Source organism: Desulfosarcina variabilis str. Montpellier, assembly GCF_048565275.1.
Taxonomy (GTDB): domain Bacteria; phylum Desulfobacterota; class Desulfobacteria; order Desulfobacterales; family Desulfosarcinaceae; genus Desulfosarcina; species Desulfosarcina variabilis.
Map to the genome: position 1 here is coordinate 4,130,765 of NZ_CP159846.1, position 24,862 is coordinate 4,155,626.

A 24,862-nucleotide genomic window follows, 5' to 3' on the forward strand; every position below is an offset into this window, starting at 1 on the left:
AAGAGAGTATGAACAATGTATAGTCAAAACCTCTCATCAAACACCTATGACCCATCACCTATAACCGATAGGCCACCATCTGTTCCTTCCATCGCAGTCATCGGAAGCGGCTACTGGGGTAAAAACCTCGTTCGCAATTACCACCAAATCGGCGCCCTCAAACTGATTTGTGACAAGCGTGAAGAGGTGCTGGCGCAATTCAAAAGCCAATATCCGGATGTGGATACCTGCCTGGCGCTGAATGAGATTTTGAGCCGTGATGATATCGAGGGGCTGGTCATCGCCACCCCGGCGGAAACCCATTATGCCATTGCCAGAGAAGCCTTGCTGGCCCAAAAGCATGTGTATGTGGAAAAACCGCTGGTTTTGGACGAATCAGAGGCCTTGGAACTGATCGATCTGGCAGAGAGGCAAAACAGGACCCTGATGGTGGGCCACCTGTTACAGTATCATCCGGTATTCATCAAATTAAAAGAACTGGCATCCTCGGGCGAATTGGGGAAAATCAACTATATTTATTCTCACCGTCTCAATTTAGGGAAAATCAGGCGTGAAGAAAATATTCTTTGGTCTTTTGCGCCTCATGATATCTCCATGATCCTCGCCTTGGCGTGCGAAGAACCGGATACGATTGTGGCTACCGGCGGCAATTACCTGCACAAGCAGATTGCCGATGTCACGACCACTCACATGGAATTCCCATCCGGACTGCGTGCCCATATTTTTGTATCCTGGCTGCATCCGTTCAAGGAGCAAAAGCTGGTCGTGGTCGGAGACCGAAAAATGGCGGTGTTCGACGATACTTTGCCTTGGGCGGATAAATTGTTGCTCTATCCGCACAAAATCAAATGGCAGAACAACGTTCCCATCCCTGAAAAATCAGAGGCCGAACGGTTGGAAATACCGCAGGCAGAGCCGCTGCGCAAGGAATGCGAGCATTTTTTGAAAAGCTTTGCCAATGGGAACCGGCCGCAGACCGATGGTCGGGAAGGGTTGCGTGTCCTTAAAATACTCAACGCCGCGCAAGCATCCCTAAATAATGAAGGTCGCAGTATTCAACTAAAGGCTTCCAACCTCGAATTTCAAACGGCTACTGTTTTTCCTCAAGAAAATCAAACTGTTAATCACTTTGTCCATCCAACGGCTGTCATAGATGACAATGTCACTATCGATAGCCGAACCAAAATCTGGCACTTCTCCCATGTTCTGCCCAACTCGGCTATCGGCGAGGACTGCAATATCGGTCAAAACGTGGTTATTGGCCCGGACGTGAGTATTGGAAAACAGTGCAAGATTCAGAACAATGTCTCGGTTTACAAAGGGGTAACAATGGAAGATGGTGTGTTTTGCGGTCCGTCAATGGTGTTTACCAATATATATAACCCGCGCGCGGAAATCAGAAAAATGGATCAGGTCCGTCCCACCTTGATCAAACATGGTGCCACCCTGGGGGCCAACAGCACAATTGTATGTGGAAATACCGTTGGGCGGTATGCCTTCATCGGTGCCGGCGCCGTGGTCAATAAAAACATTCCGGATCATGCATTGGTGGTCGGAAACCCGGGACGCCAGATCGGTTGGGTTTGTAAATGCGGGGAACGGCTGGCTGATGATCTTACTTGCCTGGCTTGCGGCAGCGCTTATAACCAGACTGATGATGGGTTGATGGTGCAAGGGGAGGGGAGCGCGTGAAAAGTGAGGGGTGATGGGTAGGGTTTGATAGAAACGTATGAAGCATGGACGTCCCCGAGTTTACCCAAGGTCAAGATTGAAAAAGAACATGAGATTGGCTATATTATTAATTTAAACGGGATAATCCTCTGGTTGAAAACTATACCTAAGGGATTTTTATTTTATAATATATTCAATTGGATATATTTATTTAAGTAGTCGCAGTCTGTCATGGAGGACGATATGAAAGGCGAACTTACTGCAATTATTGAAAAGGCACCGGAAGGTGGTTATTGGGCGATTTGTCTTGAAGTGCCCGGGGCGAATGGTCAAGGAGAGACCATTTTTGAAGCCAAAGAGAATCTTAAAGAAGCAGTCTCTCTGATACTGGAAGACCGCATGGAAGATATAAAGCGGGGCCTGCCTGCTGATGCAATAATAGATGCAATTGCGATCTAATGAAAAGGAAGGACTTAGAAAAAAAGTTGCGTATTGCAGGCTGCTACCTAAAGCGGGAAGGGCTTGCCCATTCTTTGTGGATAAACCCCAGAAACGGCGCGATAGAAGCCGTACCCCGGCACAATGAAATTAAAGAACCTTTAGCCAACAAGATTCTGAAGAATTTAGGATCGAATTGATTTGATTTCCCAAGTTTCCCAGCCTTTTGTTTCACCGTTCCCGATAACCCTAAATGTCTTTTCTTGGCGTCTTTGCGTCTTGAGTGAAGCGGGCGTGAGAATAAAAAATAAAAAACCGGTCAATAGTGGACGTTTCCGAATTCCGGAAACTGCCAACCGATAAGCCGTAAACTGGCAACTGTTTCCCGCGTTTCTCGCAATTTTCCTTTTCAATCCGCGCGCATCCGCGAAGATCCGCGTCCCATTTTTGTAAAAGCCAACAGATCATTAGCTGATGCTATTTCCCGAATGTCTCTCGGACCCACTGTTTTCATGACATATTGATACCTGTATTCGCAAGTTGATGGCGTGATCACTTAAACAGCCCTTTTGGGACGCAAAAACATCGGTTTAAGACCGAAAAACGGCCCTGTTTTTGACCTAAACTCCTGATAATTGGGACTTCAGCTTGGTCCGACCCCGGATCATACAACAATTTGTCAACAACGTCCCCAAAAAATCTATAGTGGAAAAGTGAAAACAGGCAAAATAGTACGATTCGAAGATCTTGTTGCTTGGCAAAAAGCGCGACAGTTAACGCAACGGATTTATCTGGTTACTGGAAAAGGTCAATTTGCCAAGGATTACGGCCTTCGTGATCAAATTAGGCGCGCTAGTGTGTCTATAATGTCAAATCTTGCCGAAGGTTTTGAAAGAGGCAGCCAGGCAGAGTTCCACCAATTTCTCGTAATTGCCAAAGGCTCTTGTGCAGAGGTTCGATCGCAACTTTACATTGCAAAAGATGTCGGATATTTGGACGAATCTACCTTTATTGATTTAATGTCTCTATCGACAGAGGTATCTAAAATAATTGGCGGATTAAGATCATCGGTGCAAAAACGTCGAGATGCTAATAAATGAAGTGGCACAATGATGTTCATTCTCAGCACCCAGCACTGCTTTTTGTCTCTCAGCACTCAGATCTCGCGTCTCAGCACTATTTTTTGGCACTCGCGTCTCAGGTCTCAGCACTCAGTACTGGTTTTTATCAACTGCATCAAACTTTTTTTACGCTCCCAACGTTCTAAACGCTCTCAACGAACTTAGCGGATATGTATAATTTGTCAACAACGTCCCCAAAAAGTCCTGAAAGCATGGACCGATTTCCTCTTTTACCAACTTATTCTCCATACATATCAGTAATAAGCTTTCGCACCTGAGCCGCTTTGCTATTGGGTAATTGATCGATTTTCTGTCTTATTCTTTTTTTGCTGATTGTGCGAATTTGGTCAACCGCTATTTCAGCGTCTTTTTTAGCACACTTAATTTGAATTCGGCTTCTCCAAAGCGGGTGCAAGCTTGAGGTAAGCGGGCATACAACTACCGTTTCCAAATATTTATTCATTTCATCCTGGCTGATGATAACAACGGGGCGAACTTTCTGGATTTCGCTTCCAATCGTTGGATTAAGGTCTGCGAAATATATTTATTACCGTTTAATATTCAAAATCATCATCCTCTAAACCGTCGAGAACGGTTGAATCAAAATCGTCCCAACTTTCTTTCTCATCGGCCATGGCTTTGTAAGTTTCTTCCCATGACAGCTTGTTTTCTTCTTTTTTCCGAAGAAGCAGACCGCTTTCCGTTTCTTCAATTAAAAGTCAGTAACTTCCGGATAGGAAATTGCATTTAACTAACCGACATAATTTTAAAAAATGTGTTTTTTTGCTTGACAAATAGCGGCTAATGTGAATCGCGGTTTTGTATAACTAATAAAACCAGGAGGTTATACATGCCGCGCGCGTTTAGCCCGTTTAAAGCACCAAGTTCTTTATCTTTTGCTGATTTTTTGAAACCCGCCCTTGAGGCCATGAATGATATGCCTGAACTTAAATCCAGAGGAAACCGAAAGCTAAAAATGTCCTTCGAAGACCAACTCAGGGCTTTGGTCTTTTTCCATCTGGAAGAACATACATCTGCTCAGCATCTGCTGCAAACGCTCAAGGAGGATGACTTTGCCAGAGAACACATTGCTCCTGAAGACGGAATTGAAAAAAAGCAGCTTTTCTGAAGCCACCAACAGTCGGGGTCTCGATCAATTCATGCACGTATTTCAAAATCTCCAAGCTCAAGCCTCGAAGATTTTACCCAAGGCTCATGAAGAACTTGGGAACCTTGTTGGCATTGACGGTTCTTTAATTGATGGCACTTTTTCCATGCTCTGGGCCGATTACCGTAAAGGAGTCAAAAAAGCAAAGGTACATGTCGGCCTTGATCTGAACCAATCCATCCCCAAAAAGGTGTACCTGACCGACGGTAACGGTGCTGAAAGACCTTTCGTTTCCAAAATACTCTCCGAAGGCCAAACAGGCGTTCTGGATCGAGGATACCAGTGCCACGATCTGTTTGACCAATGGCAACAAGAAAACAAGTTTTATATCTGCCGGATCAAAGCCAGCACGACCAAAACAATCATCTCTCAAAATCCTGTGCCAGCCGGCAGCATTGTTTTTTTCGACGCCATGGTGCTTTTGGGTACCAACGGTGTTAACCAGAGCAAAACACCATTACGGTTAGTGGGCTACGAAGTCGACCGCATTCAATATTGGATTGCCACTAATCGCTATGATTTGTCAGCTGAGCAAATTGCCCAAGCCTATAAGCTCCGCTGGGACATCGAGAACTTTTTTGCCTGGTGGAAAAGGCATCTTAAAGTTTATCATCTGATTGCCCGTAGCCCCCACGGACTGATGGTCCAAATCCTTGCCGGATTAATTACATACCTACTGCTGGCAATATATTGTCGAAAACATTTTAACGAAAAAGTATCTATCCGTCGTGTAAGGCAGCTACGTACACAAATTGAGAACGAGCTCCGTTGCTGGCCAATGAGCGAAGCTAACTCAAATTATGGGAAAAAAATGAAATTACAAATGGTTAATGCAAAAGTTTAGCCGGAAACTACTGATTAAAAGTGAATTTTTCAAGCCGTATTTCTGAAGGAGGGCTTTGGGGATACGCACCCCCCTTGAGTTGCCGATAGGGACCAGCTTTGCGTCTCTGATTCTTACATGGTTTTCCATGGAATGGCCCCTGGCAATTAATCGTTATTTTTGTAATCACTGTAATTACAATTGGCCTGTGTGTCAAGCGAATCAGGAAAAATCGATTAAGAAGGGCAAAAACGCATAAAATCATGCCCGTTACCCCAACGTTCCTAACGTTCCAAACGCTCCCAACGTTTATGTATAATTGTTCGTGATAGTAAGAATTCCTAAAGAATCTGAAAAATCAGGTAACAATTAGTAAACAACGTCCCCTAAAAATCCCAAAACTTGACACGTTGCAAAATTTGCTGGATATTTATGGCAATCAGGCAAAGAAACCAATATTGAGGGAATTGCATGCAATCCTATGAAATAAAAATGAAGGTTCCCCGGGAGTTACCTATAATCCTTCACAAGCGTCCCGAAGAGGTAGAAGGGGATATAAGAAGGCAAGCTGCAATCCGATACTATAAACAGCAAATCCTTTCTTTAGGCAAGGCTGCTGATCTTGCTGGAATTACGCGTATCGAATTTATAGATTTGCTTAAATTCTGTGGAGAACCAATCTTCGATTTTTCTGCAGAAGAGCTAAAGGAAATTAATCAGGACACGGAGCGTTTAGGAAAGATATTGAATGCCCTCTAAATATATCGTTGCAAATGCAACGCCTATTATCAGCCTAAGCGCTGTCAATCAGATTTTTATACTTCAAGCCCTCTTTCAACGCATAACAATCCCCAAGGCGGTGGATGAAGAACTAAAAGCCGCCAAGAAACCAGGCGCGGCTTTTAGTGAAAATGCTTGGGTAGATGTTATCACAGTAAAAAACATTGCGCTTGTCCAAGTCCTTGAAAAAGATCTCGACAAAGGAGAATCGGAAGTTATTGCATTGGGAAAAGAGTTGAATGCCGGTGCTGTAATTATTGATGAAAGCATCGGGTATCGTATCGCAAAGCACCTCGATTTGCCGGTTGTAAGGACGCTTTCCATCCTATCCGCAGCAAAATCACGTGGAATAATAAAGAAAGCCTCGCCGATTCTCAAAGAGATGGTTGAAAAAGGCCGATGGTATTCGGATGATGTCGTTGCTCGGTTTTTAAAGAGCATCGGTGAATAATCCCATCTGATCTTGAGCAAAAAAAACCGCAAACAGACCTATGTCTGCTATTTCTGATCTGCTTACCGATCACAGTCCTTTGTTTTACAACCGTTGGCCTAATTCAATAATAGTCGGGACAGAAACGCATAAAATCATCCTCGTCCCCGAGTTCCCCCTGGACAACCAGAAAAATGAATATACCGAAATTTTTTAGGGGAAAAAAAATACTTCGTAAATGGGTTCAAGATGATCATTTACATCGTCTTTTTACAAATGCTTCTGTTTTGTTTAGTGGAAATGTGATTTCATCACTAATAGGAATTGTTTCTATGGCCATGACTGCTCGATCCCTTGGGGTTGAGCAATACGGTATTTTGGTGTTGATAACAACTTACGTGGTAATTGTGGATAATTTAGTCAATTTCCAGAGTTGGCAAGCTATAATTAAGTATGGTTCTGATGCTTTGGAACAGAAAAGTGAAAAAGATTTTAAAGCATTAATAAAGTTCGGATTTTTGATAGACATTTCAACCGCTTTATTAGGTACTCTCATAGCTATTTCTTTCGCATTGATTGTTGGCAAGCTAAAGGGTTGGGATGATCATATTATTACTATGATCAATGTTTTTAGCATTACAATACTATTTAATTTAAAAGGGGTTCCGATAGCTATTCTTAGACTGTTTAACAAGTTCCATAAAATTGCTAATCAAAAAGTTTTTTCAGCTGTTATTAAATTGTTAGGAATAACAATTGCATATTTCTTTGGGGTTGGTATTTGGTCATTCCTTTTGATCTTTATTTTGTGCGATATTATTGGAAAATTAATTTTAATTTATTTTGCGTATAATGAACTGGTAAAGAGACGCTACCATAACTTTATGTTAAGCAAATCAAGAAATATATCTGATAAATTTAGTGGAATTTGGAAATTTGCCTGGACAAGTAATATACATTCTTCTGTAAGATTAAGTATAAGTGAAATTGATATAGTCATTATTGGAGCTATGGTTGGAGCAAGCAACGCGGGCTTATACAAGATTGTTAAAAAAATTGGTTCTACTTTAATGAAATTATCAAGTCCATTGTATCAGGCTATATACCCAGAAATAGCTAAATCAATAAGTGCCTCTGATTATTGTAACACTGTTAATTTGATTCTTAGCCCTATGAAAATTATAACAATTCTGGCTGGTTTTCTTTTATTGCTTTTTTTAATTACAGGGAAAACGTTAATTACATTAATATTAGGTGCTGAGTATATAGGAGCATACTTGCCAACAATGCTGTATTTAATTGGAAGTTGTATCGCAATAATAACTTTTTCCTTTCAACCCACAATGTTATCTTTGAATAAAGCACAATTGTCATTATTAATATTACTTTTTACTTCGTTAATCTATTTAGTTTTTGTGTATTTTTTAGTAAATAGAATTGGAATAATTGGTGCTTCATTATCATATATTATTTTTTATATGTTGTGGGCATTTATTCAGGGATTTGCAATTATTAAAGCAGTAAAAGGGCGTAATAATGCATAATAAAATTATAACTAATAAAAGAATAATACAAGAAAATGAGTATGAATTTCCATATCATTACATACCATATTTTAAAAAAAAAGGATCTCCTTCACTAATAAGAAATTTTCCTAATGGTTTAATTTATTTGTGTTATCAGCAACACGTTCTTAAAAAAGTAACTTTAGAAAGCCCAGATTCCGTTCTCGATTTTGGTTGTGGGGATGGCTATTTTATTGGATCTTTACCTTCAACGATACCTGTTCGTATAGGACTTGATCTGTCTGCCAAAGCAATTGCCTTTGCTAAAGCATTTAATTCAAAATGTATTTTCTATTCTAATGTTGCAGAGTTATCAGAAGTTAATCAAAAATTCGATATTATAACTGCAATTGAAGTTATTGAGCATATTCCTGATGGCGAGATGAATAATTTTTTTATTTCATTATATAATTTGCTAAATGATACAGGAAAAATAATTATAACTGCCCCAACCAAAAATGTGCCATTAATTGAAAAGCATTTCAGGCACTATGATATTGATCTTTTGGAAAAACAGGTAAATAAAAGTAGGGTAGGCCTAAAAATAATGGAGGTTGCCTATCTTTTTTCGAAGCCTTGGTGGTATGACATTTTTAAAAAGTTTGTCAGTAATAAATTTTTTTGTTTAGAGGTTAAATTTTTGATGCATTACGTCTGGAATAAAATATGGAAAACTTATAGGTTTGCTGATAAATACACCGGACATAAGATAGTTGTTGTTCTTGAGAAAAGTTGAATCATCAGAAGTATGATCCGGAAGAGATGGCGGAATTTAAATTTTATAATCATGGTATTAGCAGAAGCACCATTAGTATTTGAAATAGTTGATATGAAAATGAAATTATAGAATTTACCAAAAAGATTTTCTGAATGACGATATTGTCTCATAATACTCCATCCGCAGATCCTGAACATAGAGTCAATCAATTTGTTCTCAACTTTTCAGAGAATTAATAGGTTTCGATTTTTGTCAGAGTAAGTGGATACCTATGGTAGTGACAATAAACAGCCTATTTCGATCTTTTTGTGGGCAATGACACCTCCTGAATCTAAATGGCAATCACTATAATCGCAAATTTAACGATGATAATTATGACAGATAGGAAATGACTATTAGTTTGCCTTCCCCCAAAAAAAAAGTCGTAATTTTTCAAGGGTCTGATTTTAAAGCTAAGCTTTGGAAAAAACATAATAATGAAGAAAATATAATAATCTTGATAAAGGGCAGCAGAATTGTTTTTGGCATTAAGGTTATTAAAGAATTGTTCAAGCAAAGAAAAAATGATGCTACAGTAATCTTTAGGTACTTAAATGATTATAAACAACTATGGAAATCGATAACTTTATTTTTATCAGAAGTATGTCTTATAAAGATTTTGATTTTAATAAAAATTGATATCTATTGGATATGCCACAATATAGATAGAGAAACACAGACTAATTTTGATAAGTTATTAAGTTTTAGAAGAAATTTAATTGTACGAAATGCAAAATATATTTTTGTTACTGATAAAATGTTAGATATTTATGCAAAACAAATTTTTAAATCTTTTTCTACAAAAATAAGATATACAAACTTTGGTAAATATTATCCTGATGAAATGAAAGAATATAAACTTTCGAAGACGGAATATTTAGTCGAAAATAATGAAATAAATTATTATAAAAATATAGATAAACAAAAGTTATTATTCTTAATGTCTCCTTTGAAAAGGCGATATGATTATGTTGGGTTTTGTGCTGGAAAATATTCATCTAAAAAAATATATTTTAAAGAGTTGATAAATTTCATAAAAACTTCGAAATACTTTAAAATTAATTTGTGCGTAGTTGTTGTAAGTGATTTAAGACAAAAGAATAACAAATATTTATTTGATTTCTTAAAAAATAATAAGCAGATAATTTTTATTAATAATCTAATGTCTTTTGACGAGTATGAATTGTCTAACTATTTTGATTTTTATTGGATTGGCTATGATGATATTTCTATCCCCTATAGTGTTTACACGGCTGCAAGTATTAAGAAACCATTAATTTGCTATAATATAGGCGTTTTACCACAGGTAATTAAAAAGTACAAAATAGGAGAAGTGATGGATAAGGACTACTCAAATTTAAAGGGTATTTTTAACAAAATAAACTCAAAAACATATTTATATGATAAATTTTTAATTGAACATCGTTGGCAAAATGGAATAGACAAAATTATTAACGTAAACTAAATTTTTCAAAATTTATTCTTCGTGTAATAAAAAAATATCCGCCGTTTTGTAGAATAGCGAAACAAAGATTAGAATTTGGTGAAATATAATTGATATTGATATGTGGTACCTTATAGAATGTGACTTTGATGAATAACATTTTAGGAAATATTATAATTTATTTAATAATAGGCGGATTTACCCTGACAGGTTTGCTATCTGATAAGTACTCAATTGCAGGTTACGATATTTTTGATACAATTATATTTTTCACATTCATTATATCATTAGCGAGAAACAAAACAATTAAGTACTATAAAATTGATATATATTTGCTTTGGTTTTTTCTTTTTATTGTAATTATTCCAATAATGATAAACCTAGAAAAATTTTTATTTTTGGGAGAAAATCAAAAAGTTATCATTTTACCTATTAAGATGTATTTAGTGTATAGAATATTCGTTAATTTTAATTTTTCAATAAGAATTAATTATTTTAATAAAAAAATTATAAACGCAATTATTTTTTTTTCTTTGATAGCTTCAGTGATTGCTTTACTGAGATATTTAGGGCCTACTATCATTGTTAAATTTATAAATAATATGTGGCCAATTGATCAAGGTCGTGGAACAAATCCAATTGAGTACGGAAGACTAGTCTCAACTATGAGCGGTACCAATGGTGGAGCAGCATTTTTTAGTATAGTAGCAATTTTGTGCTTTTTTTGTTTTTATGAAACCAAAATAAAAATATATTTATACATTTATATTTTTTTCAACATAATAGTTTTTTTAACAGGATCGTTAACATCAATTTTGTTAATGTCTTGTTTCATATGTTATAGTTTACCGAAAATTTTAGAAAACAGAAATTTTTCTCAACTTATATCTGTTGTTATAATTTTTTTGGCAGTTTTCTTTTCATTGAATAATACTGACCAACTATTAAAAAGTATTTATCAATCTAGAATTCAGGGCAAATTATTAGGAGAAAGAGAAACAATAATGCCAAAAAATTTTATGGCTCGCTACTATAGATGGGGAGATCTTTTAAAAATTGGAATGGAAAGACCAATTTTTGGTCATGCTTGTATGGCTCCAAAAACATCGGTTCCAAACATATCATTGACACACAACTACTATGTCTATTTGTTTATTTACAGTGGGATTTTAGGCCTAATTTCATATTTGTTTTTTTATTTTAAAGTATTTAAATCCATTTTTAATAAAAAATATAATGACAATTATTTTTTATTCATTATTATTTTTATTCTAATTGCACAAACAACCCAATTAACTAGTCATTATGGCGGAATCTCAGAGCTTTTAGGGATTCTTTTTTATTTAAATAGGTACAATATAACATGAATGAAATTATTCACATTGGTTTTTCGAAATGCGCATCTACTTACCTTCAATCCATTATTAGAGCGAATAGAAATATAAATTTTATTTATAAATCAAAGCGGTTTGCTATTTTAAAAGAAAATGGAAGATCTATTCATGAATTTGAAATAACAAATCAAAAGTATAATGATATAATAGTTTTTGAAAGTGATGAGCATATTATTCTGCCGAGTTTTAACACAACATTAAGTGTTAGAGGTACGACCATTGATGATGTAAAGATAGTTATTGATAAAATATATCGGTATAATAAACATGTAAAAATAATAATGATTATTAGGAATCATTTTGAACTTTTGGCTTCAAGATATTCTCAATATATTATTGGAGCTGGTGGAACAGAGACATTTGATAACTTTATTAAAAAACTGAATGGATTTAATGATGATAGTGAAATAGATTTTTTTCAGAATTTTTATTACGAAATAAGAAGACTTTTTCAAGAAAAATTTGGAAATAATTTTTTATTGATTCTTTTTGAAGATATTAAGAAGAATAGTAAATTCGAACTAAAAAAAGTTCAAGATTTTATTGGTACTGATTTGGAGTTGCCCAAAAATTCCAAAAACATTTTTACAATGAGAAAGGGCCTTTCTAAATGGGCAACCTTATTTATAAGAAGATTAAACAAATTATTTGTTATTAAAAAACAAACCTATAACAAAAAAATTGATGTTGTATTACCAATATCTATGTATTTTAATATACTTAGAAGTATTAGAGTTTTGGATTACTATCTGCCTAATAACAATATCAAAAATAATCCTTTAATTGTAGAACGTGTACATAATAAATTTAAAGATGATAATAAAAAACTTAGTTGTTGTTTGAATAGAAAAATTGAAGAATTAGGATATTTATTATGAAAAATATTTTTTTGTTTGATCCCACATGTCTTTACTACAGACAACAAATCTACCTACATTTTATTAATGAATTTAAGAAATACGATTTAAATTTAACAGTTTATTATGATGCAAAAAAAACAGATATAAATCTTAAAGGATTTGTTCCAATAAAATATTCATTTTTTAAATTCTTTAAACTTCACTACTTAAAGAAACCTAATGTTTCTATATTTCATATTTGGCTCCGATATAAGTTTTCCTTACCATTTTTAATTTTTTGTAAATTCTTTTTAGAAACTAAAACTATAGTTTGGTCAAAAGGTATTAATATATCTAGAATTGATCGATCTATTATGAATAATTTTTATTATTTGAGACAAATCTTTGCGGATTCTCTTATTTTGTATTCAAATTTTGAGAAACAATTTATTAAAGCTTCCCAAAAAAAAGTGTTTATAGCAAATAATACTATTAACCAATATGTCTATAAAACTGACCTTAGCGATTATAAAAATATAAAAGCTAAATATGGGATATCAAACGAAAAAATCGTTCTTTTTGTTGGCCGTATAGAAAAGAGAAAGAATTTGGATATTCTTATTAAGGCCTTCGACGATGATTTTAGAGACCATGCCCTTTTAATAGTAGGACCAGGCCTACCAAATGAATTGAAAGATGTGATACTAAAAAAAGATAATATATTTTATTTAGGACCTATCTATGATAATAAAATATTATCAGAGATATACAGCATATCCTATTTGTTTTGTATTCCCGGTGAAATTGGATTAGGATTAAATGAAGCATTTTTATTTGGTTTACCTGTCATAACTACATACATTAGACCTACTTCAGAAATGTATCTTTTATTTAATGATCATGTAAACGGAATGCTTGTTGAAAGTGGTAATATTAAAGATTTAAAAAATAAGTTGATGAAATTGATAAATAATGACGAATTGTACATAAAGCTATCAAAAAATGCTAAAAAGACATTTTATGATAAAGGAAAAATTGAATATATGTTTAAAGGATTTTACGACTCAGTAAAATTTGTTATGGGTTAAGCAAATGAAAAGAGCCTTACTGAAATTACATAATTATTGTTACAAAGAAGACTATAAAGGATATAGTCTTTATGATTCACACAACGGTTACTTGGATTTTCATAAATTTGGGCCTAATATTTCTTTTATATCAAACCAAATAATTAAAAGGTTTCCAATAAACTTAAGAAGATTATTAGGTATAAAAAAAGGGTATAATCCCAAAGGCATAGGATTATTTCTCCTAAACTACACCCTTCAAAAAAAATATTCGAATTTCCTTAATCATAAGGATCTTGATGCTATACTTAAATTTTTTAGCAACTGGTTAAAAAAAAATTATAGTAAAGGATATTCTGGAAATTGTTGGGGATACAACTATTCATGGCCCAAAAAAGATGGCAGTTTAGTTCCACAATTTACGCCTAGTTCAGTTGTTACAGGTTTTAACATACGTGCGCTTTTTCACTATTTTTTATTGTCAAAAGATGCTGATTGCTTAACAATTTTCAAAGGTGCTAATAGTTTTATTCGAAATGACTTAGATAAAACCATTGAAGGAGAAAGTTTGTGTTATTCTTACACTCCTTTGAAGAGAGATATTACTATCAATGCTAATCTTCTAGCAGCAGAGGTGCTTGCCTACTATGATTTTGTTTTTAATAAAAATGAAAACCAAGAGATTTTAAAACGAATTTTGAATTTTACCATGAGTCGTCAGAATGAAGATGGTTCTTGGTATTATAGTTATGATATACACTCTGGGAAACCAAAAAAGCAGATTGATTTTCACCAGGGGTATATACTAGAATCAATTAAGCGAATTTGTACATTCTCTAGTCTCAAATTGAGCGACTATAATAATACTATAACAAAAGGTCTCAAGTTCTACAGAAATAATCAATTCTCCGAAAATGGAGTTTCTTGTTGGAGATATCCAAAAAAATGGCCTATTGATATTCATAATCAAAGCCAAGGTATTATTACATTTTCTTTGTTCAAAAAATATGAGCATAGCTACTATAGTTTCGCTCGAAAAATTGCAGATTGGACAATTTCGAATATGCAAGGTAAAGAAGGAAATTTTTATTATCAAAAATGGCCATTAATAACAAACAAGGTCTCATATATGAGATGGAACCAAGCTTGGATGATGCTTGCATTGACGACCCTTATGATTATGGAAAATCACGATGAAGATTCTTATTGATATTGGTCATCCTGCTCACGTTCATTATTTCCGTAATTTTATTAGAATCATGGAGCAGAAAGGTCACAGATTTCTTATTACTGCACGAGACAAAGACGTTGCGCACAGTTTACTTAAAAATTATCAAATTCCTTTCTTTACAAGAGGTAAAGGAAAAGATAATCTTTTTGATAAATTTTTTTACATGATTAAGGCAGATTTATTGCTGTATAAGTTGTCCAAAAATTTTAAACCTGATTTTTTCATGAGCTTTTCTTCACCTTATGCTGCTCAAGTCGCTTGGTTTTTTAAAAATCCGCATATTGCCTTCACCGATACAGAAACTGCAACATTAGGAAATTATGCGACCATACCTTTTTCTAATGTAGTTTGTACACCTACATGTTTTAAGTGTGATTTAGGCGAAAAGCATATTTGTTTCGATAGTTATATGGAATTGTGTTATTTATCAGAAAAATATTTTAAACCAAATCCTTCAGCACTTGATATGATAAATATTAAAAATGGAGAAACGTTTACAATCCTGAGGTTTGTTTCATGGAAAGCTAATCATGACATTGGGCATAAAGGCCTTTCAATGGAAAATAAGATCAAAGCTGTTAAAGAGTTTTCCAAGTTTGGAAAGGTTTTTATTTCGTCAGAAGAAAAATTACCCGACACAATTAAGAAATATCAAATTCGAATTCCTACTGATAAAATGCACGATATCATTGCATTTGCTTCATTGCTGTATGGCGAAAGCGCCACAATGGCATCTGAATGTGCTGTGTTGGGTACACCTGCGATATACATAGACAATGATGGTCGTGGGTATACTGATGAACAGGAAAAAAATTTTAAACTAGTCTATAACTTCACTGAATCTTTGGAAGATCAGGAAAGATCTATCCAAAAAGGAATAGACTTATTATCCCAAAAACTTCTTAAAAAGACATGGGATTTTCGTAGAAAGAAAATGCTTGCTACTAAAATTGACCCTACTTCATTTATGGTTTGGCTGTTGGAGAATTATCCCGATAGTGTGAGAGCTTTAAAAAATAATAAAGATCATTTTAAAAAAAAAGTTGAAGTTTGTTAGATTTATCTGTCAACATGTCGATTATAAACAAATAATTTATGTTTCTTCAGTAACTTCCGGATAGGAAATTGCATTTAACTAACCGACATAATTTTAAAAAATGTGTTTTTTTGCTTGACAAATAGCGGCTAATGTGAATCGCGGTTTTGTATAACTAATAAAACCAGGAGGTTATACATGCCGCGCGCGTTTAGCCCGTTTAAAACACCAAGTTCTTTATCTTTTGCTGATTTTTTGAACCCCCCCCTTGAGGCCATGAATGATATGCCTGAACTTAAATCCAGAGGAAACCGAAAGCTAAAAATGTCCTTCGAAGACCAACTCAGGGCTTTGGTCTTTTTCCATCTGGAAGAACATACATCTGCTCAGCATCTGCTGCAAACGCTCAAGGAGGATGACTTTGCCAGAGAACACATTGCTCCTGAAGACGGAATTGAAAAAAGCAGCTTTTCTGAAGCCACCAACAGTCGGGGTCTCGATCAATTCATGCACGTATTTCAAAATCTCCAAGCTCAAGCCTCGAAGATTTTACCCAAGGCTCATGAAGAACTTGGGAACCTTGTTGGCATTGACGGTTCTTTAATTGATGGCACTTTTTCCATGCTCTGGGCCGATTACCGTAAAGGAGTCAAAAAAGCAAAGGTACATGTCGGCCTTGATCTGAACCAATCCATCCCCAAAAAGGTGTACCTGACCGACGGTAACGGTGCTGAAAGACCTTTCGTTTCCAAAATACTCTCCGAAGGCCAAACAGGCGTTCTGGATCGAGGATACCAGTGCCACGATCTGTTTGACCAATGGCAACAAGAAAACAAGTTTTATATCTGCCGGATCAAAGCCAGCACGACCAAAACAATCATCTCTCAAAATCCTGTGCCAGCCGGCAGCATTGTTTTTTTCGACGCCATGGTGCTTTTGGGTACCAACGGTGTTAACCAGAGCAAAACACCATTACGGTTAGTGGGCTACGAAGTCGACCGCATTCAATATTGGATTGCCACTAATCGCTATGATTTGTCAGCTGAGCAAATTGCCCAAGCCTATAAGCTCCGCTGGGACATCGAGAACTTTTTTGCCTGGTGGAAAAGGCATCTTAAAGTTTATCATCTGATTGCCCGTAGCCCCCACGGACTGATGGTCCAAATCCTTGCCGGATTAATTACATACCTACTGCTGGCAATATATTGTCGAAAACATTTTAACGAAAAAGTATCTATCCGTCGTGTAAGGCAGCTACGTACACAAATTGAGAACGAGCTCCGTTGCTGGCCAATGAGCGAAGCTAACTCAAATTATGGGAAAAAAATGAAATTACAAATGGTTAATGCAAAAGTTTAGCCGGAAACTACTGATGTTTCTTTGGCAAATGATCCGACATTACAATTTTCAACCGTCTGGATTCCTATTGTCTATGGTCAAGGTGTTGTTTTCTTTATTGGTTGGTGGCTTTTTACTGGGAAATAACGTTGGGCTTGCTCAACCTCGCACGCTATATCGTCATATGGAAATTGAAAACGCTAAACAAAATCTGAAACGCTACTCTTGGGCCCAGAAGATCCTGAGCAAATGGAAGAATCAAGTTACATTCGCTATGAAAAAAGATCGAGTCTTTTTTGAGAAGTTGATTCCCGAACTGACTCCCGGTACCCATTATGGGCAGACCTGCCCTAAATGTGTAGGCAGGCAATCGCTCATGGGGCAGGCACGCTTCAATTGGAAAATCAACAAACCTGATCAGGTCACTTGCATGAATTGCGGAACAGTTTACCCCAACGAAGCGTACCCGGAAACCGGTGTGGTAGAGTGCCCGCGCATGGGGGTATCTTTTACCTATTATGAAACGCCTGAGGAGAAAGCAAATCCCGAAACACGTGCCAAGCATGCATATCAATGGGTAAACCGTCCTGTGATGACCAGCTTCAGCGGTCTGATTCGATTTCGCAAGGTCAAGTGGGCATGGGAGCAGATGCTGAAGCTGGCCAAGCTATATGCTTTGACTGGTGAGATTGCCTACGCAGAGCGGGCCATATGGATACTGAACCGGTTTGCTCAGGTGTATCCTAACTATCTCTATCATTCCTATGACGGTAGTGTTGCGGATTGGCCACCCGAAAAAGTTTCAGCCAGTATGGGTGAAGCCGAAGGCCCACGCGGCGGCCGTTTCCCGCTTGGGGTGGTCCGTCACGCCTACGGTCTGCACCAAAAAAAAGATTATTCCACGCTGAATAATGGTTTTTGGGGCGCTGGGCGGCTCAACACCCATGGGAAGGGCAGTGACGTCTGGCCGTTGCTTAATATGACAATCGCTTTTGACCTTATCCGTGATGCGAAATACCAAGATGGCCGTCCACTCGTGGACAACGATATGAAACGTAGCATAATCAACGATTTGATCTTGGCCGGTTGCACCGACATGGAGCAATGGAATTCCCTTAGCAACAAAGGTGTTGCGGTGTTATCGCTGAGTGCAGCCGTCGGCAGACTACTGGAGCAGCCCGAAAGAGTTCGGCGAGCTATCGATGGATTCAACCGAATGTTGGAGAAACGGTATCACTTCGATGGCTTTTATGGAGAATCGCCCCACTACGCAACTCACAACTTTTCGAACATAAGGGAACTGCTCGACCTACTCTACGGCTACAGCGACCCGCCCGGTTATCAGCCGGAAGAGGGTAAACGACTCGAAAAAATTAACCCTTATAAGATGGAGCAATTTCAACTGGCGCTGTTATCACTGATAAGGCCACTTGCTCCAAGGCAGCTCATGCCGGTCATCGGCGACACGCGTTATGACAAAAACAAGGTTAGCACGCTTTACAGCGAGATTTTAGCGGACCGCTTGGGAGAAAAGTATTCCGCCATGCTTGAGACAGTCCAAGGTGCATCCTTGACAGAAAAAGGGAACGAATATGCCCTGTGGTACCGTCCTGCCGATCTCAAGGCTGAAAACACGGAGACGCTACCATTATGTGCAGAGTGGTTTCCTGGATGGCACGTCGGGGTTTTACGTGGGGGGCGCGAGGAAAATGACACCGCCCTTTACCTTAACGGAAATGAAAACAAATGGACCATCAAAACCGGGCATCGGCATTTAGATGTTCTTGGCCTCAGCTACTGGGCATACAGTCAGGAGCTTGTTTCGGACCGTGGTTACTTTTCTGGCAGCGGCTATCGGTTAGAGGACGGCCGAACGGGACAGCATTGGATGCGAAGCACGCTTTCACACAATCTGGTAGTGGTGGATGAAAAGAATCAAGCCAGTAAAGGCTGCGGTTCTAAGCTGGAACTCTTTGGTGTTGCCGCAGGAATCGAAGTCGTGCAGGCCTCAGGACACAATGTCTACCCGCAGTGCTCAGTGTACCGGCGCACCACGGCTCAAATTCGGAGACCCGACTGGCAAAATTATGCCGTGGATTTTTTTAGGGTGAAAGGAGGCAAGACCCACCAGTACAGCTTTAATTGCAACGGCAAATTGGTGTCGATGAATCCGGCGTGGTTAGAATTCCAGCCGGTGACGCTGGCACCGGTCTGGAGCAATTGGCTTAATAAGGCTAAAGCAGTAAGGCCGCAGGGTGCATACACTTTCACATGGCGGAATGAAGATATAAACTTGGGCCTGACGCTTCTCAATACGAAAGACAATGTGGATCGAATTATCGTTGCAGATGCACCGGGATGGAGAGTGGCGAAACCTTCCGAACTCAAAAAACCACCAATCCAGCAAATTCTTGCCGAGCACCGCGCCAGCGATGCTGAGGATGCAATTACCACCCAGTACGCATCCATAATAGTGCCATACAAAACAGACGATTCTCCGGTTGTCGCGGCGCGAATGCTCAAGAATAATCCTGATTCTGGTGTTTTGGCTGTCGAAGTCAAACTTGCCGACCGCATCGATATTATCGTCTCCACGAGGGATCAGCAGCAGCGTGACTACGGTACCGTGAGTGCATCCGGTGAATTTTCTTTTGTGTCAATAGATAGCAAAGGCCGGGCAACTCAGGGTTACCTACTCAACGGAACTCGTCTGGAGTGTGGTGATCTAAAGATCGAACTTGCTAAGCCAAATGTCACTGTGAAGGTACAATCAGTTGAGGACCGAACGTTCCACCTTGCTGAAGGTTTACCTCAAGGAGTCTCGGTTGGTTCGTATATCCTCGTCGAGGAACCTCCTACATCTTTTGGCCGTAAAAATAAAGCCCGACCGATAACCGGATTTGAGATTGAGTCAACTACAGCAAATTCTATCACAGTTCGTGACTATCCTGCTGTTAAGTGTGATAAGGTTACTGTTTTGAATTCTAAATGGGTTGGGGAAAGTGATTAGAGGTCCGAGGTCAGAGGTCGGAGATCAGAAGCCAGAAGCCAGAGGTCAGAAGTCAGATGTCGGAAAGATAGTGATCAGTGATCTGTAATCGGTGAACAGAGATAGGAGAGGGGAGCGGGCTAACAGGCGGTAGTCGAGAGGGCGTGAGAGCGAGAGTCAGATTGTAATTGACGAGCAGGATGCAAAAACTTCGTAACAATTAGGATGTATGAAGATTAAGGATGGCTCCTTTTTTTTCGCCTCCCGCCTTTCACTCTTACAAATCACGGATTACAAAAAAGGCTGTTGAACAAGGGAGAAGGATCGGTCATCTGCCCTAACGCCTAACGCCTAACGCCTAACGCCTAACGCCTAACGCCTAACAACGGTTTCCCCCGTCTCCCAGTCATCAAGCTGCAGACCGGTCACGCGGTTGAACTCTCCTGTATTGTGCGTTACAAGTACTACATCATAGGCACGGGCAACAGCTGCAATAAGCATATCATTGGGTCCGATTAATTTGCCCTGGGCGGTCAGGTCGGCTCGGATGAGCCCATATTCATCCGCACAGCGGTCATCAAACGGCAGGCTTTGTAGAGGGGAAAAAAACATTTTTAAAATTTGAAGGTTTGCATCCACCCGCTGACTATTTCTGGCACCGAAAAGCAGTTCAGCTTTTACGATGCTGCAAACGGCAATTTCTGACGGTGATCGGGATCTGAAATGCTGTTCGACCGATGCTGACGATCCATTCAGAAAGTTGATGCACACATTGGTATCTAACAGGTACACTACTTGAGTCCGATTCTCGGTTCCGGATCCAACGGTTCAGGCCGCGTGATGGGCTCCCCCTGCCATGATCCAACCAGATCGAAATAATTATCCGGCCACTGCCCGGCGGTTTCCTTTTTGACAAGCAACGCCAAGTACTTTGATGTGGAAAGATTCGCTTTTTTGGCTTTTTGCTTGAACAAATCAGCGATTCGATCAGGGACGTAACAATGTAATTGAGTCATATATTCCTCTGCATATATTTGTTGTATTTGTCCAAGAATAGGATTTCTTGGTGCGTCAGTCAAGGCTGCATATTTCAATCCGCAGATCGGTCTTCACTAAGCGCTGCGCCCTGACAATGTTGCGCAGATTAGTAGGGGCAGAGGACTATAGTCCGTGAAATCGGAAGGCGGGAGAGTGGGTGGTCGGAGGTCAGAGGTCGGAGGACGGACCAGATAGATGGACGATGGACGACCGCTTCGCTGGGATGAGGGACGATATTGGTGAACAGAGGCGGTAAGATGGTGATCGGAGGTCAGGGGTCGATTGATGATTGATAATGGAGAATGGAAAATTGAGAATGGAGGTGGGAGGACGGAAAAGCACGATTGATGAGGGACGAGGGACAGATTTTGGTTGACCGTGAACCATTTCTCGCGTTTCCCGCATTTCCCGCGCGTCTCGCTCAAACGTCTCCCCGCCCTTCAGTCTAAACACCTTTCGGCCTAAACAACCCTATCATCACCGATCACTTATTGGTCAGCAACAGAGCTCAGAGTCAAACCTATAAAAAGGCGGATTCCTTTATTCCAAATACCTCTGCCAGTTTATGTCTTGTGCTTTTTCGATACACAGCGCCGTCCTTTTCCCATTTTGCCACAGTCGATTGTTTAACACCTAAACGTTCTGCCAGATCCTGTTGAGTCCAGCCGCGATCGAGGCGTTCACGTTTAACGGGATTCATGAAAATGTATTCTTCCGCTTCTTTCTGATCGTAAAGCGATTCCTCCCGAGCTTCGCGGACAGACCGTAAATCGGATTCATCCTCGAGTCGGTCCATCAGAGATTCAAAGTCTTTTACCGGTAGAACTACAAATTTAACTTTACCTTTTTCTTTAATGGTTTGGTATTCCATAAATTCACCTTTTATAGACATCCCCCCTGGGATTGATAGATACATCGCTAAATTATGTCTTTTAAGGCGATATCGTCAATGCCTAAAAAATGGTAGGTAGCTTCGGCTATGCTAAACTTTTGTTTTTGGATTAGAGGGTGATCGGAGGTCAGGGGGCAGAAGTCAGAAGTCGGAGAGTGGGAGAGCGGTTCGTTGTAAATAAAGGTAAATTAAGGATGACTCCTTTTTTTCGCCTACCGCCTTCCGCGCTTACGACTCACGGGTTACGAAATAAAAAGGCTGTTGAACAAGGGAGAATGATCGGTCATCTGCCCTTCAACCTTCAACCTTCAACCTTCAACCTTCAACCTTCAACCTTCAACCATTTCCCGCATTTCCCGCGCGTCTCGCTCTACCCATAACCCATAACCCATCACCTACTACTGAGCCCCCATGGAAATAAGAAAACACACGCGACTTGCGGTTAGCAGTGACTGCGTTGCCATGCTGAAAGGTGAAGCGGTTCGTATCGGAAAAATTTCTGATATCAGTCCTTGCGGATTGTCCATTGCCTATCTGGCGGACAAAAAGGAAGAAAATGATTTCAAGCATGTGGATATCCAGCTGAAGCAGGCTGAATTTCAAATGGAAGGCCTGCCCTGCAAAGTGGTCCACAACGGCATTGATTTATCCATGTGTACCAAGGGGCAGATCTGCCATCGCTGCGGCCTGCAGTTTGGTGAGATGAACGATGCGCACAAGGACCAGCTCAACTTCTTTTTGAGTAATTTTACCACGGGCGTTAAAAAAGGGCGTCAGATTCCGTCCATTGTGATGGACAAGCTTAAAATTGCCCGCATCTTCCTTATTCCATTGTTTGTCGACTTCCTGCTGCTGACCACTGCGATTCTGGGCATGCAATTTTTAAAGCGGCAGGTTTTCATGGTTCCGCCGCGCTACCTGGTGCTGTTCGGGGTGTTTTATCTGGCTTGGCTTTGCATCAGCGTGGCAACGGAAAAATACCGTCATATCCTGACCCGTTCCTGGCGGCATGGCCTCGCCATGATCGTCAAGGCCAATGTGTTGCTGCTGTATGCGGTGTCTTTCAGTGTGCTGGTTTCCGAAACATTGTCTGCGGTATCGCGGCTGCAGGTGTTCGGCACCTGCGCCGTGTATTTCATGCTCGAAATACTTGCCCTGGGCATCGTCCAAAAGGTCAGAAAAAGGCCGTCCGCGCGGCCGGCGGGCGCAAGCCTGTCAACGGCCGAGGTCAGCGGGAAGTATTCCACCGGGATGGTGATTGTTGACGCGCTGTTGTTATTCATCGCTTTCCTGCTTTTAAACTATCTGAAGCGGGGCAGCCTGATATTTCAACCGCGTTATGATCTGGCCCTGATGATGATGGTTGCCATGTGGGCCTTCAGCATGCTCTACAGCCGCAAGTTTAATTTCGCCACATACAATGCTTCATTTACAACGGTGTTCAACCACTGCGTGCGCGCGGTGTTGATCATGGGTGCGGGCATGGCGGTCATCATCTTTTTCGGCCGCTGGCATTACTACTCGCGTTTGCAGATTTTCGGCACGCCCGCGGCCCTGCTGGCAATGGAGACAGTCACCTTTTACCTGTTCTGGCTGTACCGCAGACGAGGTCGCATCGGAAACGACATTGAAACCGCCGATGAAGTCACGCAGACCCTGACTGCCAAGGAAAACGGATTCGACCTTCCCGCCGACCGGCAGGACGCACTGTTGTCCGATCCGGTGGAAACCAAACTGAAATACGCTCTGGAGTTTTTCGATCCCCGGCTTTACGCGTTTATCGAAGGTGCCATCGACCTGTCGAAAATCGATCGCAGTGCAACGGCCCTGATGAAAACCGATGCGATCGACGCGCTCCATCCCTTGGCCAACAACAGTTACAACCTGCTGGTCAACCTGCATAAAACCAATGATGTGCGCTGGTTCAACCGCTATTTTCTAGAGGTTCACCGCAAGCTTAAAAATCAGGGCGTGTTTATCGGCAAGGTCCATACGGTGGCCACCCACCGCAAACACTACGTTGAAAAATACCCGGCTTTGCTGGCCAACCTTTTTTACGGGATCAATTTTATCTGGTGCCGCGTCTTTCCCAAGCTGCCGGTGCTCAAAAAACTGTACTTTACCATCACCCAGGGCCGCAACCGCATGGTCTCCAAGGCTGAAATTTTCGGTCGGCTCTATTTTTGCGGGTTCAAGGTGCTGGACAGCATGGAAATCGACAACCGGCTTTATTTCATCGCCCGGAAGGTGCGCATCCCCGCTTACCAGACCAATCCCACATATGGCCCCCTGGTGCAGCTCAAACGCATCGGTTTTAACGGCGAGATGATCAACGTGTATAAATTCCGGACCATGTTTCCCTATTCGGAATTTTTGCAGGAGTACATTTACGCCACCAACAGCCTTCAGGAGGGGGGAAAATTCAAGGACGATTTCAGGATCACCGGGTGGGGCAAATTCATGCGCGCACTTTGGCTGGATGAACTGCCCATGCTTTACAACTGGCTGAAAGGCGATCTCAAGGTTTTCGGCGTCCGGCCCCTGAGCCGCCACTATCTGAGCCTTTACACCGATGAGGTCCGCCAAATGAGAATCCAGGTGCTTCCGGGTCTGATCCCGCCGTTTTATGCCGACATGCCCAAGACCCTGGACGAGATCATCGAGTCTGAATACCGTTATCTTCAGGCTTACCTGCACTCGCCGATGCGCACGCAGCTCAGCTACATGTGGCGGTCCTCGGTTAATATTCTGGTTCATGGGGCTCGGAGTGGGTGAATAGAATGGAGAATGGAAAATTGATAATTGAGAATTGAGGTGGGAGCAGGGGGCGTTAGGGCGTGA

The 24,862-nt window shown here is 39.9% G+C and carries 21 protein-coding genes and 1 pseudogene; 18 read left to right on the forward strand and 4 right to left on the reverse strand.

Features of this window, described 5'->3' with window-relative positions; all coding sequences use genetic code 11:
• Nucleotides 1-15 precede the first annotated feature (15 nt).
• From Dvar_RS18660 to Dvar_RS18675, 4 genes are all read left to right on the forward strand, one after another.
• Nucleotides 16-1,692 carry a Gfo/Idh/MocA family oxidoreductase gene (locus Dvar_RS18660; protein WP_419663310.1) on the forward strand — a complete coding sequence of 559 codons (1,677 nt, stop codon included), beginning with the start codon at nucleotides 16-18 and terminating at the stop codon, nucleotides 1,690-1,692.
• A 222-nt stretch (nucleotides 1,693-1,914) separates the two neighbouring features.
• On the forward strand, nucleotides 1,915-2,130 hold the full coding sequence (locus Dvar_RS18665; protein WP_419663312.1) for a type II toxin-antitoxin system HicB family antitoxin: 216 nt from the start codon (nucleotides 1,915-1,917) through the stop codon (nucleotides 2,128-2,130).
• On the forward strand, nucleotides 2,130-2,309 hold the full coding sequence (locus tag Dvar_RS18670; protein WP_419663314.1) for a type II toxin-antitoxin system HicA family toxin: 180 nt from the start codon (nucleotides 2,130-2,132) through the stop codon (nucleotides 2,307-2,309). Before Dvar_RS18665 ends, Dvar_RS18670 begins: the two co-directional genes overlap by 1 nt.
• A gap of 513 nt (nucleotides 2,310-2,822) precedes the next feature.
• Nucleotides 2,823-3,209, forward strand: a complete 387-nt coding sequence (locus tag Dvar_RS18675; RefSeq protein WP_419663316.1) for a four helix bundle protein — start codon at nucleotides 2,823-2,825, stop codon at nucleotides 3,207-3,209.
• A 259-nt stretch (nucleotides 3,210-3,468) separates the two neighbouring features.
• On the opposite strand, the gene Dvar_RS18680 is transcribed toward Dvar_RS18675, so the two are convergent.
• The gene (locus tag Dvar_RS18680) at nucleotides 3,469-3,774 is read right to left on the reverse strand and encodes a type II toxin-antitoxin system PemK/MazF family toxin (protein WP_419664133.1); all 306 of its coding nucleotides are present in this window, start codon (nucleotides 3,772-3,774) and stop codon (nucleotides 3,469-3,471) included.
• Between the two features lie 306 nt (nucleotides 3,775-4,080).
• Between Dvar_RS18680 and Dvar_RS18685 the strand changes: the two are divergent.
• From Dvar_RS18685 to Dvar_RS18745, 13 genes and pseudogenes are all read left to right on the forward strand, one after another.
• Nucleotides 4,081-5,242: pseudogene (locus tag Dvar_RS18685) on the forward strand (IS4 family transposase).
• 450 nt (nucleotides 5,243-5,692) lie between these two features.
• A complete protein-coding gene (locus Dvar_RS18690; RefSeq protein WP_419663317.1) occupies nucleotides 5,693-5,980 on the forward strand; it encodes a UPF0175 family protein in 288 nt (95 codons plus the stop codon).
• Entirely contained in the window at nucleotides 5,970-6,452 is a 483-nt protein-coding gene (locus tag Dvar_RS18695) for a DUF3368 domain-containing protein (protein WP_419663319.1), read from the forward strand. Before Dvar_RS18690 ends, Dvar_RS18695 begins: the two co-directional genes overlap by 11 nt.
• A gap of 173 nt (nucleotides 6,453-6,625) precedes the next feature.
• On the forward strand, nucleotides 6,626-7,975 hold the full coding sequence (locus Dvar_RS18700) for a lipopolysaccharide biosynthesis protein (RefSeq protein WP_419663321.1): 1,350 nt from the start codon (nucleotides 6,626-6,628) through the stop codon (nucleotides 7,973-7,975).
• Nucleotides 7,968-8,732 (forward strand): class I SAM-dependent methyltransferase, encoded by a 765-nt coding sequence (locus Dvar_RS18705; protein WP_419663323.1) that lies wholly within the window; start codon nucleotides 7,968-7,970, stop codon nucleotides 8,730-8,732. Before Dvar_RS18700 ends, Dvar_RS18705 begins: the two co-directional genes overlap by 8 nt.
• 370 nt (nucleotides 8,733-9,102) lie before the next feature.
• Nucleotides 9,103-10,218: a hypothetical protein gene (locus Dvar_RS18710; protein WP_419663325.1), complete on the forward strand. Its 1,116-nt coding sequence runs from the start codon at nucleotides 9,103-9,105 to the stop codon at nucleotides 10,216-10,218.
• A 128-nt stretch (nucleotides 10,219-10,346) separates the two neighbouring features.
• Nucleotides 10,347-11,564: an O-antigen ligase family protein gene (locus Dvar_RS18715; protein WP_419663327.1), complete on the forward strand. Its 1,218-nt coding sequence runs from the start codon at nucleotides 10,347-10,349 to the stop codon at nucleotides 11,562-11,564.
• Nucleotides 11,561-12,469: a sulfotransferase domain-containing protein gene (locus Dvar_RS18720; protein WP_419663329.1), complete on the forward strand. Its 909-nt coding sequence runs from the start codon at nucleotides 11,561-11,563 to the stop codon at nucleotides 12,467-12,469. The genes Dvar_RS18715 and Dvar_RS18720 overlap by 4 nt, the downstream gene beginning before the upstream one ends.
• Entirely contained in the window at nucleotides 12,466-13,518 is a 1,053-nt protein-coding gene (locus Dvar_RS18725; RefSeq protein WP_419663330.1) for a glycosyltransferase, read from the forward strand. Before Dvar_RS18720 ends, Dvar_RS18725 begins: the two co-directional genes overlap by 4 nt.
• A gap of 4 nt (nucleotides 13,519-13,522) precedes the next feature.
• Nucleotides 13,523-14,707, forward strand: a complete 1,185-nt coding sequence (locus Dvar_RS18730; protein WP_419663332.1) for a hypothetical protein — start codon at nucleotides 13,523-13,525, stop codon at nucleotides 14,705-14,707.
• The gene (locus Dvar_RS18735) at nucleotides 14,691-15,785 is read left to right on the forward strand and encodes a DUF354 domain-containing protein (protein ID WP_419663333.1); all 1,095 of its coding nucleotides are present in this window, start codon (nucleotides 14,691-14,693) and stop codon (nucleotides 15,783-15,785) included. The genes Dvar_RS18730 and Dvar_RS18735 overlap by 17 nt, the downstream gene beginning before the upstream one ends.
• Before the next feature lie 177 nt (nucleotides 15,786-15,962).
• Complete coding sequence (locus tag Dvar_RS18740) at nucleotides 15,963-17,123, forward strand: IS4 family transposase (RefSeq protein WP_419663335.1); 1,161 nt, start codon at nucleotides 15,963-15,965, stop codon at nucleotides 17,121-17,123.
• A gap of 13 nt (nucleotides 17,124-17,136) precedes the next feature.
• On the forward strand, nucleotides 17,137-20,112 hold the full coding sequence (locus Dvar_RS18745) for a heparinase II/III domain-containing protein (RefSeq protein WP_419663336.1): 2,976 nt from the start codon (nucleotides 17,137-17,139) through the stop codon (nucleotides 20,110-20,112).
• A gap of 351 nt (nucleotides 20,113-20,463) precedes the next feature.
• On the opposite strand, the gene vapC is transcribed toward Dvar_RS18745, so the two are convergent.
• The 3 genes from vapC to Dvar_RS18760 all read right to left on the reverse strand — a co-directional run bounded on the left by vapC (nucleotide 20,464) and on the right by Dvar_RS18760 (nucleotide 22,000).
• The gene (gene vapC, locus Dvar_RS18750) at nucleotides 20,464-20,883 is read right to left on the reverse strand and encodes a type II toxin-antitoxin system tRNA(fMet)-specific endonuclease VapC (RefSeq protein WP_419663338.1); all 420 of its coding nucleotides are present in this window, start codon (nucleotides 20,881-20,883) and stop codon (nucleotides 20,464-20,466) included.
• A complete protein-coding gene (locus Dvar_RS18755) occupies nucleotides 20,883-21,107 on the reverse strand; it encodes a hypothetical protein (protein ID WP_419663340.1) in 225 nt (74 codons plus the stop codon). The genes vapC and Dvar_RS18755 overlap by 1 nt, the downstream gene beginning before the upstream one ends.
• A 542-nt stretch (nucleotides 21,108-21,649) precedes the next feature.
• Nucleotides 21,650-22,000, reverse strand: a complete 351-nt coding sequence (locus Dvar_RS18760) for a helix-turn-helix domain-containing protein (protein ID WP_419663342.1) — start codon at nucleotides 21,998-22,000, stop codon at nucleotides 21,650-21,652.
• A gap of 432 nt (nucleotides 22,001-22,432) precedes the next feature.
• On the opposite strand from Dvar_RS18760, the gene Dvar_RS18765 reads away from it, so the two are divergent.
• Nucleotides 22,433-24,796 carry a sugar transferase gene (locus Dvar_RS18765; protein ID WP_419663343.1) on the forward strand — a complete coding sequence of 788 codons (2,364 nt, stop codon included), beginning with the start codon at nucleotides 22,433-22,435 and terminating at the stop codon, nucleotides 24,794-24,796.
• Nucleotides 24,797-24,862 lie beyond the last annotated feature (66 nt).